The following is a 14667-nucleotide window of genomic DNA, read 5'->3' on the forward strand; positions in this document are numbered from 1 at the left end:
TTCCTTAGCGAGTGGTTTTGGGCCATCTACTTTCTCGGCTCAGATAAAGGCAGCATTTCAGCATTGAGGCTCAGTAAACTCATTGAGGTTAATTGGCGAACGGCACGCTTAATATTGAGCAAGTTGAGAACGGCAATGGGTCATAGAGACAGTCTATATAGGCTTTCAGGTCTCATTGAAATTGATGATGCCTTCGTTGGGGGAAAGAGAAAAGGTAAACGCGGACGTGGAGCCGCAGGGTAAACGCCTGTGTTAATTGCTGTTGAAAGCAAAGTGAAACGCGCGGGATTTATCGCTATGCAGGCCGTCGACAGTATTTGTCGTGAAGCCGTTAACGATTTTGTTGCTAGGCACTTAAATGCACAGCAAGAAGTTCATACTGACGGACTAGCCGCTTTGAATATCATAGATAACACTCAACAGCATGAAGCTAGGGTTACACCGAGTGAGTTGGTCGATGAATGGTTGCCTTGGGTTCATATTGCAATAGGTAACTTAAAAGCCTTTTTACTCGGCACATTTCATGGAGTTTCGGGAAAATACCTTCAAGAATACCTTAGTGAGTTCTGTTATCGGTTTAACCGAAGAAAAATGGAAAAAGAAATCCCTAATAGGCGGTTAAATCTGGCAATAATTCATGCGCCTGTACATTCGTACTGAGTGAGGTACATAAGCATGTAACAATATCACCACCCCTTAATGTATGCGATATGTTTCAAATTATCTTTATCTTTGGCTTTATAAGTTAGGGCTGAAACTTTGTATATGTCGAGCCGAGTTTGTCATAAATAAGAAAGTAACCTATGTGGTATCGGTCACTTTTGGTGAGTTATGTGCTGTTCAGGATATTGTTTTACATGGTTTTTACATGATTTCACAAGATTATTACGTGTGTTTAACTTGCTGGGGAGGGCAGGCTTTCTATGATGCTTAATAATGGCGCTGTTGTAGGTCAATGTTGTTTATACTTAATGAGTAAAGTTAATTGATTGAGGGTAAAGGAAATGAAATAAATATTATTTGTGAGTAAACTTAACCAGATAATAAAAGCACTTATCTCTATGACTCCAGCCCAGAGAGAGGTAGTTCACCAGTCAATTCAAGCATTAGATACCTAAATTCATATAGATGAACTGATTCAATCACTTTTTGATGCGAAATCACAGTGTCCACATTGCTCTTCAAGTCAGCTCAACCAATGGGAGAGAGCCGGTGGAATACAAGGATATTGCGCAATAGCGGTAGTAAAACGTTTAATAATAAGACTAAAATTCCGCTAGCTAGGCTGCATAAGAGCCACATTGGGGCAGAGTATGCTCACTGTATGCAGTATCGAATTATCTAGCCTGATTTACGCCTTACTTTCAAAACTTCGCTGGAAATAAGACAGGAGTTTTTAGTCTTTATTTATCAAATGAGATAATATCTGCCGGCTCATACCCTTATGCCGCGAATACTCTACTTTCAACACTATACTATCTGAGTGGGATTGGGGGAATTACGTAGCCTCATTCTGCAAGTTACCATTTATTTTTTGTTTGGAGATGTCGTTGGAAAATCAAGTGCATTCAGAAGCGTATCTTAATCGATTTGCCGGTATTGGTCGTCTATATGGTCAAAAGGCATTAACGCTATTTTCTCAATCCCATGTTGCTGTTGTAGGCATAGGTGGTGTTGGCACTTGGGTTGCTGAGTCTTTGGCCAGGAGTGGTATAGGTGAAATTACTCTCATCGATCTTGATGATATTTGCGTAACCAATACCAATCGTCAAATCCATACCTTGAAGCAGACCATAGGCGAGTCTAAGGTTGAAGTCATGGCGCAACGTATTCTGCAGATTAACCCTGAGTGCAAGGTGAATCAGGTAGAGGATTTCATCACTACAGACAATCTAGGTGAATATTTTATTGGTAAGAAGTACGCCAAAGAAGATCAAACTGGTGTGTTAGATTATGTTGTCGATTGTATCGATGCAGTGAAACCTAAAGCGGCGATGATAGCTTGGTGCAAGCGACAGAAGTTGCCTTTAGTGACTGTGGGCGGTGCGGGCGGACAAGTTGACCCGGCGCAGGTTCAAATATCAGATCTTGCTAAGACATATCAAGACCCGCTGCTCGCTAAAGTGCGTAATTTATTGAGACGTGAGTATAATTTTTCTAAAAATTTACAGCGTAGATTCAGTATCGAAGCCGTGTTCTCTACTGAGCAATTGGTGTACCCTCAGGCTGACGGTAGTGTCTGTAACAGCAAGGCGAATGTCGACGGCAGCATGCGTATGGACTGCGCCTCAGGCTTCGGCGCCGTGACGGTTGTCACCGGAACATTTGGTTTTGTCGCCGCCAGTAGAGTGCTGATAAAGCTGGCGAGTAAGGCTAACAAATAGTCGCTTCATAACCCCTCTCTTTGTTTCTGAACATGGGTTATTACTGCAAACATTGATCAATATCTAAATATTGGCAATCAATATTATTAATAAATTTGTGGCATTAATTTTGCTTTAATTTGCTTAAGCACAGGTTTTTGACACTAGGTATCCTCATGCAGAAAATAAAAACACAGACTTTTAAACCATCGGTTCCTAAACAGCTGATTTTCAGCTCTATGCTTTGGTTAGCTATCGTGAGCGGGGTCTTGTTATTCGTACCTGTAGGTATTTTGACGGCAGTGAACTTAGAAGCTGTGGTCAGTGCTAACTCTTCTTTCATTGGCTTAGGTTTTATCATAGGTATCGCTTATTTGATTACTCAAGTGGTGAGTTACTTCTTAGATGAGGCCATCGGTGCCTTAAAAGCAAAGCGGACTATTGAAATCATCGAGGAGAAGGTGCGGCTCTTGGATCCGACTGAACGCGCTCTTTTACGTGAGTTTTTTCTTCAGGGTGAGACTGTCTTGACTCTACCGCAAAATGAACCCGCGGTTAAAAGCCTACTAACGACGAACATCATCGAGCTGTTAGGTAATCAAAAGAATTATGCAATACAGGGCTCTACGGCTGATTATAAGATTTCGATGCGTGCGAGAATTTATCTGAATCGACAAGTACTAAGATTGCCGGTTGGAGAGCCAAGTCAGGCAGAGATGCTAAATCTGATTAAAGCTAGGCCAACTTTTGCTAATAATGTCACAGGCCCAAGAAAACACGCCGCCTAAATAGCTAGTCAGACATAGATTTCGAAATATTCTGCATTTAGTGTAAAAAATAGGGGGCAATATGCCCCCCACTGCCTGGGGGAAAGCACCTGTTTAAGGCTACCCCATCGAAATCGTTTTTTTGCTTATTCCGGCTTAGACTTTTGAATAAACATCCACATCAGGTATACCATGATGCCTATGGTGCAAAAAATAACGGTCATTGACATCAGTCCGATAGCGTTACCAAACATCAAATCTAACCAGAAAGCCATAGTGAAATCCTCTTTCAAAAATTTATATTTATTGCCTATCCCTAACCTAATCTGGTTTTAATGTCAGCTTGCTGATCTCGATCAATAATCGCTGCGAATCATTATGTGGAGTATAAGATAAGAGTGAAAATTGTTCGGTCAGTTATTTTCTGCTGTTAAAGACTTGCCATTAGTCGTCTCAAAGGTATAATGCCGTCACTTACTGAGGTCTTAGCTACCTTGGTTAGTCTATTTGATTAAGCCGGTGTGGTGGAATTGGTAGACACGACGGATTCAAAAATCAACGTGTCTAAAAGTTTTATCTCGTTAAGGCATTAATATTGAAAGATATTAGCTTATGTAAGAAGCAGTAAAATGCTTGCAAAGTTTTGCAAAGAAATTTGTGAAATCTATTTTGTAAAAGAAATGCCGGTATGGTGAAATTGGTATACACGACGGATTCAAAATCCGTTGCCTTCGGGTGTGGCGGTTCAAGTCCGCCTACCGGTACCATTTCTTTGCAAAACAAATCAACCGACTCTCATGTCGGTTTTTTTATGTCTGAAATCCTCCACATATATTCTCCGTTAGCAGTAATCACAATACCCAATGCATTAAGAAGTTTTCCGTATGCATTTGATTTAACAGGATCAAATGTAACTAGTTCTGTTATGGTTACTTATTGTAACCGATATGAACTAACAAGCAGGAAAGTCAATGACAAATATTGTGCTAGTGCGTAGTCCCCACGAACTTGTAGCCCAGAATTTTGCTGGGTATGGTTGGGAATATATCGATTTCTCGTCGTTTGTAACCTTTAGCAATTTAATGGAACACGTTACAGGACAAGGTATCGATACAGGTCGTAGGCGGAACCAGATGTCTAGGTTTTTCCATATTAAAGAGGGCGATATCGTGGTGGTACCTGTACACCGAGCTATTGTCATCGGGGTTGCTACGGGTGAAAAGGGTTATCAACATGAAGGTGGGTATGGCTCAAACCGTGTGGTGGTGAATTACTTTACGGACGAGCAAGGGGAAGCCATTACCATTCCTCGAGCCAAGCTCACTCAAGGATTGGAAAGCCGGTTAAAGATTCGGATGACTGTGATTTCACTCAATGAGTTTGAGGAAGAAATAACCACATACGTTGACCAACTGCTAGAAAACAACAAAGTCTGTTTCGACAGTCTGTTTCAGCAGAAAAGAGATTTGGCAGTTAGCGTATTTAAGGAGCAGCTGTTAAGTAACCTTCGGACTGGGGCAACAACCTTGAAAAGTGGTGGCTATGGTTTGGAAGAGCTGATCAAGGAATTGATGGAAATTGAAGGGTATACCGCTTCGATTGCAGCGAAGAACAGCACGTCCGATATCTCTGACGTTGATATAATTGCGAGTCGGATTGACCCTGTTTCTAACAACAGAGTTTACATCCAAGCTAAGCACCACAGTGGTATCACCAGTGACTGGGGAATAAAGCAACTTGCGGCGATTGAAGAGGATGAGCATATTGATAAATGGCTTATAACTACAGGTTGTGTATCGGAGGACACGAAAGAAATAGCTAAGCAAGAGAACATTTCGATAATGGAAGGTGGCGCCCTAGTAGATTGGATCTACAGCCGGGTAAATGATTTATTGCCAGCGACAAAGGAGCAATTGGGTGTTGGGTTGCTACCGCAAATAATAGCTTAATGTTACTTGCCGGGCAGTTAGGTTGCATAGCTGCCCTTAAAAGAACGTAAAAAATCACCCAGTTCCGATATTAAATCCGACTCAAAAACAACTTCAGCACTTCCGCAATATATCTCTGGAACCTTAGAATCACCTTCGTTATAGGCCTCCACAACGACATACCTTGCGGTGCTACTTTCTCTATCATCTGGATCAACGTAATCCACCCAGAGCACCAGATACTGCTCGTTTCTTTTAAAATAAAAGCTAGGGCTTGTGTCGTTATGCCAACTTTTATCGACTAAGAATGGGTAATCATTTAGCGCGAAACCAAGCTCGAAGCTTGCGTTAAATTCTTGTTGGTACTGATGCATATTATTATCTTTTAGAGTGAGGTTTAGTTATCGAAAGCTTATCTGTTACAAACAATGCCATTAAGTAATATTGATGTAATGCATTGATTAACAACCGCCTATTAATAGTTAATCTTCGGCACCAATCTCAATTTTAAATACATTTATATCAATGCAATAGGATAAGAAGTTCCGCTCCCACATCTGATAGATATCTCTGGCTTGTTCAAGCGGATATGTCCCAACTAGGTTTTGAAACACGCCACAGCCAAAGTCAAAATCTAGGTCTTTGGCTAGATCGGCCATGTAGCCGCTGCCTACATAACAAAAGTCGGTGATGTAGCTAAAATTCCATTGGCTATGGTCTTTTTCAAGGCGGATTTCCACAGGATGAAAACCACCAGCATCGGCAGAGTAGGTGGGGTCTCTAAAGTTGATGGTAATCGCTTGGTTGTTATCGTGGTCGGTAATTAACTGTACGATGTAGGTGGCGAGTGTTTGGCTAACAGGTAGGCATAAGTTGTCGATATTAATCTTGATGGACATGGTTGTTCCTTAAAGTTGGTCTGCCCAGAGCTAACTGGGCGACAGGTTGGTGGAGGCTGCTGCTATTTCTTGGCGGGCTTGACTGGTTTGGCATTGGACGTTAGTACAGCATCGAGTTCGCCAGCAATGACGGCTTCAATAACGGTGTCGATGGTTGGCATTAGGTTGGTTCTTTCTCCCACTTCAATAGCGTGCATGCCTTTTGATAACTCTAGGGGTTTATTGGCATAACGTACTTCCAAGAAATAACAGTTGTTGCGCTTGTAGTACCAAGGGCTGATCTTCTTCGGTACTCGTACCTTGGTGCGTTCACCCGTTTCTGGATCTTTAGTCCACTTCTCACGGTAGGCTGTATACTCTTCGTCGTTAACATAACAAAGTGCCATTTTTCGTTGTTGGTCGAGCTTAGCCAATAGCTTTTCTCGGCGTGATACCAGTGGATTAGACTTGGTACTTTCTGGACGTGCGATGACCTTGAGCGAACTCAATAATGATTTAGCCATGATATTTACCTTTAGGTTGGGTGGTTAGTTGGAGTTACTGAATAAAGCCAATAGCTTTGGTGGTAATTTTGCGGTTGTTCTCGGTACTTAAAATGTCCAAGCATTCCTCATCCGATAACTTGGTGCTGCTGATGCGTTGGCGGCGTGCCAAAATAGCGAATTCGCCTGGGGTTAAATTCTGTAGCTTGTTCAGTGCTGAGCTGACAGCGTGTGTCAGCGTAGAGCGAGCCGTAACGCTTTTGTAGAGCCGCTGCACTTGATTAGCTGTGAGATATTCGAATGACAACTTAAAGTCGAAGCGACGCATTACAGCTTTATCTAGGCGAGTCGCATAATTCGTTGCTGCAAAGAATGGTTGATTAAAAGCCTCCAATTGTGTCAGTAATTCATTCACTTGTTGGATCTCCCAACTGTTGCGTAAGCCAGTCCTGTCGAGTAACAAACTGTCAATTTCGTCGAAGAATAATATGTGGTTGTTGGCCGTGGCCTCTTTGAAGATACGGGCAAGGTTCTTCTCACTCTCACCGATATATTTATCCAGTACATCGGAGCACCTGATGGTGGTTAGCCCTCGATTGGTGACTTTGGCTAAATGATGGACTACCGCTGTTTTCCCTGTGCCAGAAAATCCAAGTAATAAGGTGCGTATATCGCTTTGGTGCTCGATAGCATGTTGCAATTGACCGATGGCCTGATTGCCTCCTTTGATATTTAAATAATCGACAGAAAAGGGCAGTTGTGGCCTGTAGGTGGCGGTTGTCGTTTCATGGCCACTGGCCTCTAATGTGGCGGTGATTAAGTTCTCGATAGTGTGCTCAGCCGCCTTGGTGGTGGCCGTTATGCAATGCGCCACCATGCTGGCATTACTGATATGGGCAGGCACCAAGTTAGCCTGTGTTGCCAACCGTGCTTTAAACGAACGAGACACCCTAAGGCCTTTAAACTCCTTATCCATCAACTGCTCTAATATTCTGTTATCAGGCACCGTAACATTGAGTACATAGCTAAACCGCCTGATACAACTTTCTGGCACAAGGTCAATATGATTCGTTATCCAGATGGTTGGTATGGCATTGGTTTCTAGTAGGCTGTGCAAAGTGTCCTTACCGTTGCCCCTTGCCGATATACCTTGCTCAAAAATATTCTCGCATTCATCAACCAACAACAGGTTTTTGTCATGTGGCGAGATTAGGTGTTGGATTAGCTGGTGGTATTGCAGCCTAAGGTTGGAGCTAGATGTTCTTGAACCAAAGGCAGGTTCGCGTTCGTTAATATTGTCGCCTAAGGACTTAATCGCAATGAGTGACGCCCCTAATATATCAGCCAGTACCATCGAAAGTTGTGTTTTGCCAGTGCCGGGCGCACCATAGAATAAGACATTAATTCCAATGGCAGACTCGTTGACCGTGACATTAAGGAAGCGGTATAAGGTATCAGGTTCAAGGTAAGCAAAGTCCTTTAGTTTTAAAACCGAAGGGCCTTTAAAATGCATTATCGGCTCTATCAGTTCGGTATAGCAATCGACTTTACTGCCCACCAGCCTGTCGACCAACGCCCTTGGCAAGGTGATAAAGTCCAACATATTGATACAACAGGGCTCAAAGATTCCCGTCTGATTTAAAGCAACCATGATCGAGTCTAAGCTGTTTTCATCTAGCCCTGCCATAGCAGCTAACATGTTCGCGGCTGAGGAATCGTGGGGCATGATCTGCCGAACAAATTCAGCCAGTCCGGTGTTCGCTTCAAGCACAGCGATTAGGCTAATGAACTTCCAAGCTCTAGGTGGCAGGTTTAATGCCTCGGCAAACACTTGGCTGTTATGGTTAATGGCATCGTGCTGGTGGCAGTTGGCTATCGATTTAAAGTGACGTTTCAACAACGTAAGGCTTTTGGCAGGACTCCTTGACAGCGCGGTGGGCTGACCGCTAATGGATTTAATGATGCCGCAATGAATACCGATCAAATCCTGAGGATTGACGTAGCCAGAGTCGAGAGCACTTAACGCATATTGACTGGCTCGTGATTGTAGTGCGCTGGTGGGCGGTTGTTTGTTCATAGTAGATACCTTTGAATGTGCTGATTAGCAGCTAACTCCATGGTATCAGGCAATTTCGGGTATTTTTAGGGGCAGTATCTGACGGACGTTGGCAGGGTTGTTTTTAATAAAAGTTTGGTACCTAGTTTTATATAAAAGATGGTATTAACTATCACTTATTGCAGCTTTCTTTTGATCTATTGAAAAACTTACTTCTGGCTCGTAATTTTGATTGAGTCAGGGGTTTATTTTTGCTCTTGTTCGCCTTAGTATGTGTTGCCTTTGTTGGTGCTAACTCGGAAATTTTGCGCTTTAATTCGGCGATCTCCTTTCTGTGTCTACTATTTACGTCAATAATGGTCACTTCCTGCTCATTCGCTGCTTTGATTTGTCGGGCGATATCATCGAGGTCGTTAAAGTTTTTTATCTTGAGTTCTGCGAGTTTACCTATAATTTTTTCAGTAATCGTTAGGCGCTGTTGTAGCGAAATGTTGTCTACCCTTATCATTGAGCGTAATTGATTGAGGTTAAAGAAAATGAAAACAAAATTATTTGTGAGTAAGCTTAACCAGATAACAAAAACATTTTTATCGATGACACCGGCTCAAAGAGAAGTCGTTCACCAGTCAATTCAGGCATTAAACGCTAAAATCCCCACCGATGAGCTCATTCAACCACTTTTCGATGCGTTATCCCAGTGCCCACATTGCCACTCTCCTCAGTTCAAAAAATGGGGGAAGGCTGGAGCAATACAAAGATACCGATGTAATACCTGTTACAAGACCTTCAATAACAAGACTAAGACACCGTTAGCTAGGCTACATAAATGCCACCTTTGGGCTGACTATACTCGCTGTATGCAGCTCAAGTTAACACTGAGAGAGGCGGCGATATTGATAAACGAACTAAAGAAGGCCAGATCGCTATCCTATTATCCATAGATCGCAGTAAACACATGATCACCCCTATTTTATCTGCTGATACGACTGCAGAAATAGCGGCTAATTTGTCTAAAAACATTGCAGCAGATTCGGTACTTTGCAGTGATGGCTCTTGGGCATATGTAGCGATAGCAAAGCAAAAGAACTGCGATCATAAGCGATTGATAAATAATAAAGTAAGAGTGATAGATAAGATTTACCATATCCAGACTGTAAATGGTGCAATCGCTCACTTTAAGAGTTGGGTTAATGGGCAAATGAAGGGGGTTGCCACAAAGTATTTGTCACATTATCTGGCTTGGTTTAAGGAAAGTAACGCAAAACTAGATAATCTGCAGATATTGAAAGCCGCGTATGGGGGACAACAATATTATGGAACATAGCCAAAATTTTAGAGGTGCATGATAACACCTCTAATTGGGTGACCAAATTAACTATGCCACTTCAAGTATGACTTCAATTTGATGTACCACAGTATGTACCATTAAGCTTGGTGTTGTAGTAAAAATATTTTGATTAACAATTTCTTACGCTGTTAACTTTAGTCCGTCCTCCGTACCAATCCCTTTTATTAGGGAAAAGGAAGAACCTGCCATTGTGCAGGTTTTTTTATGCCTGAATTTTAGTGTAATCATTTATTTATGGCAATAAAAAAGGAGGCTAGGCCTCCCTTTTGAATAGCAGAATTTAATCTAGTTCTGCAATATTTTCAAAGGTAATCCCAGCATGTCATCTCCCGATCCTGCCAGATACCAGATGATGGCTATAAGTGCTCCCACGGTGAGAAAATACCATATGGTTGAGAATATCTGTCCATACCTGTCCAGAGGTAACAAGTGACTCTGGTGGCGTGTCTTCCACTCGAATACTATCTCTAAACTGCCGATGAGAAGCAGGAATCCCAATAGTGCCAGGCCTAAGGCGTAGCTCAAGTAAACGCCAACGGCAGCCCCGGCGACACATGCGCCCAGACCCAAGACGCTGTTCATCGAAAAGCTGATGCTCTTTAATATGTGTCCACCGTCTAGTGGCAGTATGGGTAATAGATTAAATAGGTTTAATAGTGCATTAAATGCGGCCAGACCGGCGAAAATTTCGTTACCAGTCAACCAGTAGGCTATCAAAGCCATGATGGACATGAGTAAGCCGAATGTGGGTCCCATGATAGATATCACCACGTCTTGCCAACGGGTATTGATCTTCTCGTCGCTCAGCGCCAGCCCACCCATGAATGGGATCAGGTAGATGCCCTTGGTTTTCATGCCGAAATGTTTCATGGCTCTGATATGGCCATATTCATGAAATACCAAACAGGCAATTAAGGCTAAAGCAAATTGGAAGGAGAATAACCAGGAATATGCGGCAACACTGGCGCCGGCTAACACTACCTTGATGACTTTGACGCTCTTAAGCAGCTTGAACCCCAAGGAAGCCAGGCCGACTAGACTGACTTTTCGTTTCGCTTCGATAGGCTTGACCGGTACTTGCCGCTCGATATCTTTGGTGTTTCTAGTGCCGCTATTGATGACCTGCTCATCTTTTATCAAGCGATAATCTAAGTTAAATGGCCGCCAGGTAAGATTGATCTCAAGACTTATCTTTATAGCCTGGCTGGCTACTGCTTGTTCAATACTGGTATCCGGGTCGCTGTTGACCGGATTGACTTGTGCGGCGAGTTCAAACTCATGAGTTTTTAGCCCCTCATTATCCACTGATGCCTGTTTGACCGAGACTAAGGTCTCCCCCCAAAAAAGTTGTTGCCAACCCGCCATAGAGCCTTCTAATCTCAGTTCCTTGCCTAAACAATCAATTCTTAATAATTCCACAAATATTCTCTTAGCTTTCTTGGTCATTAATCCGGAGGGATTATGCATGGGAAACTGGTGGGAAGCGAGAGGGGATAAGTGGATTTTAATGATGTGAGGTGACGAGAGCATGGGGGAGGAAGAGCAGACAATATGACTGCTCTTGCCTCTATTTTTTAGTCTTTAAACCAGACTGATCAAACCAGAACCATTAAGCCTCATGCATTAAGACTAAGCCATTAGCCGCGATTGTTATAATCGAAGACTATCTCTTGATCTTGATTGAATACCATACAGGTACTGTATTCTCTCTGAGTTCGGCTAAAGGCTTTACCTATATGAATCTCGACATTGGCAAAAATGTATTTATGAGCTTCTATGCGGTTGTCTTGGTAATAGCTATCAATTTCCTGTTTGATGACCTCATATTCAATCTCTTCCCTTGCGAGTTCATTGGTGATGCGTTGCTTTTCATCCAGCATCATATTGACTTGTTCCACCATCATGGCATCACCTTGCCATTCGCTCTTTGGGGGCAATTTCCTGATCCGAGCTGTGATCGCTAATTTGGCCACAACCATAGCCTTAATACCTTGATCTAGCTCTTTGAGGCTTGCCTTCAAGTCGCCTTGTTGCATGGCACAAAACACTTCCGTTTTAGTGCCGGCAGTAGCGCCTATGATAATGGCTTTAAGTCCCTTGTCGGCTTTAACTATTCCGCCGATGAGATCGCCTCTTCGGCCATTGGCATCGCTGACTGTGAGCTTCTGTCTGGTCTTGGTATAACTGTGCAGTAGCTGTTTAGTGACCAGTATCTCACCCTGAGCATCGAGATTTGAATATTGGATGAATTGCGCGCAAATCTGGCCCTTAGCGGTGATCTTAGTTGACAGCTCATTTTCTTTGAGCTGTCTGCCTATGATCCCCTTACTGACAATCACATCGCCTTCGGCAATTAAGGTCGATGAATCGACAAACCCCATAACGGTAATGTCTCCTGAGCTTTTGACCACCATGCCCTCGTGTACATCTCCAGTGATCATTACGCTGCCTTTAAAGTCGACGTTGCCATAGCCGACATCGACATTTTTGATATTGAGTACATCATCGACTTTCATGCTTGTCTTAGTCTCAACGGGTTGGCCTGCAACCGTTGCGATCAAGTGATTCAAATTTGCAGGATCAAGCGCGGTTCCTTCTCCTTCGGCGAGTTTGAGATCTTTGCCGGGGACGGGGGAGAGTACTGCACCATGTATGTCATAGCCTTTAGTCCCTGGTGTTGCTGGGTGTTTTACCATCAAGAGATCTTTTGGCTTCACCATGATAACGGCGCCTAAATTACGCATATCTACTGTGCCATCTTTTCTCTCTTGGGGCTGCAGTAAGCGCTCTCTGGCTAGGGGAACTCTACGTTCGAGTCTGGCGTTGGTGCCGTTGACACTGGGCTTACCTGTGGCGATGACACTACGGCAAGTCTTACCCGGTTGAAGTCGTGTTAGTTGTTTCAATAGCGTCTGAATCTTAACTTTGCTCAGCCCCATGCCGACCTTATTGGTTTTAAGTGACTTCAAGATATCCTGGATGGTGACTTCCTCCCCCCCCCAGGCTGCTGTGAGTTGCATCTCTGCACTCATCTTATCGTCACTTATCTCTACTTCGATTAATCCATCGCGACGCTCGGCAATCTGAAAAAATTGTTCGAATTGACCGTCATCTTGGCCACAGACTTGATTGACCTGGATCACGGCCTGTTGAATGTTAGGCTCAAGGGGGAAAAAACAATCGAAACCGGGGAGCGTTAAGAGGGTGAAGATGGCCTCTTCGGTGAGTGGACCATGTGTATTCGGTGTCACTTTAAATTCGGCAAAACTGTTATCAACACTTAGTTCAATCAGTTCAGGAGATAGCATAGTCAATTCCAATGAGTCATTATTATTTTTATGTTTTTATGTTTTTATCTTGTTTTACTGCTGTCGGAGTATAACAGTATAAAGTTTCGGCTAAGAAGCCCTAACTGACTGAAAAATGAATGGAGTCTAATAAGATCAATATTAAATTGATTTTGAGCAATAAAAGGGCCAGAAGTGTGTTCTCCGGCCCTAACATAGAATCGATGTTAACTTGTGCTTATCGTGTTTGTTTATTGAATTTATTGGTGTAAATCTTATACTTATTGTTTTCGGCTATCACGTTGACCTGGCCAAAATTAGCCTCGATGGTGTCGCTGTATGCTAGATGTCGATTGGCTACTATGTGCCACACACCGCCTCTTCTGAGCTTTTTCATACTATCGCTTACAAATTTTTTGGCTATCTCGCTCGTGCTCTTGAGTCCATCATGGAATGGTGGATTAGAGATGATGCCATCAAACTTATCTTGGGTTTGGTCTAAGCCGTCTGATGGGTAAGTTGTGGCGATAAAGTTATTGGCTGTTAATGTGAGCTCACATGAAGCTAGCGCCATGGCATTGATGTCGACACATTCGATTTGTAATTTGGGTTGTTCCTTGAGTAGGGCGGCAGTAATGACGCCGGCGCCACAGCCAAAATCTAATACTCTACCTTTCATCTTTGGCAGATTCGATAGCAATAATTTAGTGCCTTCATCTAATCTTTTCTCGCTGAACACCCCAACTAAATTACACACAGTAATTTCGCCCTGAGGGGTCTCTAGCTGGTATTGACTGACCCAATCATCGAGTCTTATTCTGGGTGCCTGCTCGATAAGCTCACAGATATAAAGCAAACAGTGGCGAGCATTGTCTCGTTTAAAAGGTTTATCAAAATAGCTGGGGATCTGTTTGACCAGAGAGCGAATTCCGCTTTTATTTTCACCCACTACGACTAGCTGTCCACCTGGTTTCAAGTGTTGCCCAGCTAAGTTGATGAGGTAGGCGGCCAGCGCTTTCGCCTTAGGGTAATAAATGATCGCCGTATCAAACAGCTCTTCATTGGGAAGGCAATGGCTGAAAAATAGTGACAGTTCTTGACTGGTCTCACGCTCCATCTGTAGGTGGTGATGGAAGTCCAATGCCAGTGCGGTGACCTTATTGGCATGCTCTAACAGATGTTTAGGAAGCAGATCGTCTTCATAATTGATTACTAATACATTTTGATTTTCGAATAAATTGCTATTTCTGAGAATGACTTGAGATGGATTAGTTAACACGACGACCACAGTTAGGAAATTTGAGCGCTTATTATATCTCAAATTTAAACATCTCTAGCAGTTTTAGTCTGATATATACAGATATTGAGTCGGGTAAGGTTATAGGTTATTGAATGTTTCTGCTTCTTACGCAATAAATTTCAAGCGGCATAAGTATTCTTTGCCTAGGCTGTAGATACGTGAGGTATTAGTATCTGCTTGACTTGCTGATACAGCTGCATGGCTTATCAATAGCTTATGTGTGGATAAAGGATTGTA

11 protein-coding genes, 1 tRNA gene and 3 pseudogenes are annotated in these 14667 nt (G+C 43.0%); 7 read left to right on the forward strand and 8 right to left on the reverse strand.

The window, feature by feature from the left end:
* The 4 genes and pseudogenes from KT99_RS02915 to KT99_RS02925 form a co-directional block, all read left to right on the forward strand.
* A pseudogene (locus tag KT99_RS02915) lies at positions 1-660 on the forward strand (IS1595 family transposase); the annotation flags it as partial.
* A 401-nt stretch (positions 661-1061) separates the two neighbouring features.
* Positions 1062-1339: pseudogene (locus tag KT99_RS20390) on the forward strand (IS1595 family transposase); the annotation flags it as partial.
* Positions 1340-1544: 205 nt separating this feature from the next.
* Complete coding sequence (tcdA, locus tag KT99_RS02920; RefSeq protein WP_005496852.1) at positions 1545-2384, forward strand: tRNA cyclic N6-threonylcarbamoyladenosine(37) synthase TcdA; 840 nt, start codon at positions 1545-1547, stop codon at positions 2382-2384.
* Positions 2385-2539: 155 nt separating this feature from the next.
* The gene (locus tag KT99_RS02925) at positions 2540-3151 is read left to right on the forward strand and encodes a superinfection exclusion B family protein (protein WP_005496853.1); all 612 of its coding nucleotides are present in this window, start codon (positions 2540-2542) and stop codon (positions 3149-3151) included.
* Positions 3152-3276: 125 nt separating this feature from the next.
* Here the strand turns inward: KT99_RS02925 and KT99_RS20395 are convergent, their stop codons facing one another.
* Complete coding sequence (locus KT99_RS20395; protein ID WP_005496855.1) at positions 3277-3405, reverse strand: DUF3149 domain-containing protein; 129 nt, start codon at positions 3403-3405, stop codon at positions 3277-3279.
* A gap of 407 nt (positions 3406-3812) precedes the next feature.
* Between KT99_RS20395 and KT99_RS02930 the strand changes: the two genes are divergently transcribed.
* A tRNA-Leu gene (locus KT99_RS02930) sits at positions 3813-3897 on the forward strand.
* A gap of 204 nt (positions 3898-4101) precedes the next feature.
* A complete protein-coding gene (locus KT99_RS02935; RefSeq protein ID WP_005496857.1) occupies positions 4102-5079 on the forward strand; it encodes a restriction endonuclease in 978 nt (325 codons plus the stop codon).
* Between the two features lie 17 nt (positions 5080-5096).
* On the opposite strand, the gene KT99_RS02940 is transcribed toward KT99_RS02935, so the two are convergent.
* From KT99_RS02940 to KT99_RS02955, 4 genes are all read right to left on the reverse strand, one after another.
* Positions 5097-5432, reverse strand: a complete 336-nt coding sequence (locus KT99_RS02940) for a hypothetical protein (protein WP_005496859.1) — start codon at positions 5430-5432, stop codon at positions 5097-5099.
* 108 nt (positions 5433-5540) lie between these two features.
* Positions 5541-5957: a DUF2787 family protein gene (locus KT99_RS02945; protein WP_005496861.1), complete on the reverse strand. Its 417-nt coding sequence runs from the start codon at positions 5955-5957 to the stop codon at positions 5541-5543.
* A 62-nt stretch (positions 5958-6019) separates the two neighbouring features.
* Positions 6020-6460: a DUF6641 family protein gene (locus KT99_RS02950; protein WP_005496863.1), complete on the reverse strand. Its 441-nt coding sequence runs from the start codon at positions 6458-6460 to the stop codon at positions 6020-6022.
* A 34-nt stretch (positions 6461-6494) separates the two neighbouring features.
* Positions 6495-8516 (reverse strand): AAA family ATPase, encoded by a 2022-nt coding sequence (locus tag KT99_RS02955; RefSeq protein WP_005496865.1) that lies wholly within the window; start codon positions 8514-8516, stop codon positions 6495-6497.
* A gap of 515 nt (positions 8517-9031) precedes the next feature.
* Between KT99_RS02955 and KT99_RS20400 the strand changes: the two are divergent.
* Positions 9032-9819, forward strand: a pseudogene (locus KT99_RS20400) (IS1595 family transposase).
* A gap of 309 nt (positions 9820-10128) precedes the next feature.
* On the opposite strand, the gene KT99_RS02975 reads toward KT99_RS20400, so the two are convergent.
* The 3 genes from KT99_RS02975 to KT99_RS02985 all read right to left on the reverse strand — a co-directional run bounded on the left by KT99_RS02975 (position 10129) and on the right by KT99_RS02985 (position 14409).
* Positions 10129-11289: a site-2 protease family protein gene (locus KT99_RS02975; protein WP_005496873.1), complete on the reverse strand. Its 1161-nt coding sequence runs from the start codon at positions 11287-11289 to the stop codon at positions 10129-10131.
* A gap of 191 nt (positions 11290-11480) precedes the next feature.
* Positions 11481-13151, reverse strand: a complete 1671-nt coding sequence (locus tag KT99_RS02980; protein WP_005496877.1) for a DUF342 domain-containing protein — start codon at positions 13149-13151, stop codon at positions 11481-11483.
* Positions 13152-13368: 217 nt separating this feature from the next.
* Positions 13369-14409: a methyltransferase gene (locus KT99_RS02985; RefSeq protein WP_040571561.1), complete on the reverse strand. Its 1041-nt coding sequence runs from the start codon at positions 14407-14409 to the stop codon at positions 13369-13371.
* Between the last annotated feature and the right edge of the window lie 258 nt (positions 14410-14667).

Source organism: Shewanella benthica KT99, from assembly GCF_000172075.1.
Taxonomy (GTDB): Bacteria; Pseudomonadota; Gammaproteobacteria; order Enterobacterales; family Shewanellaceae; genus Shewanella; species Shewanella benthica_A.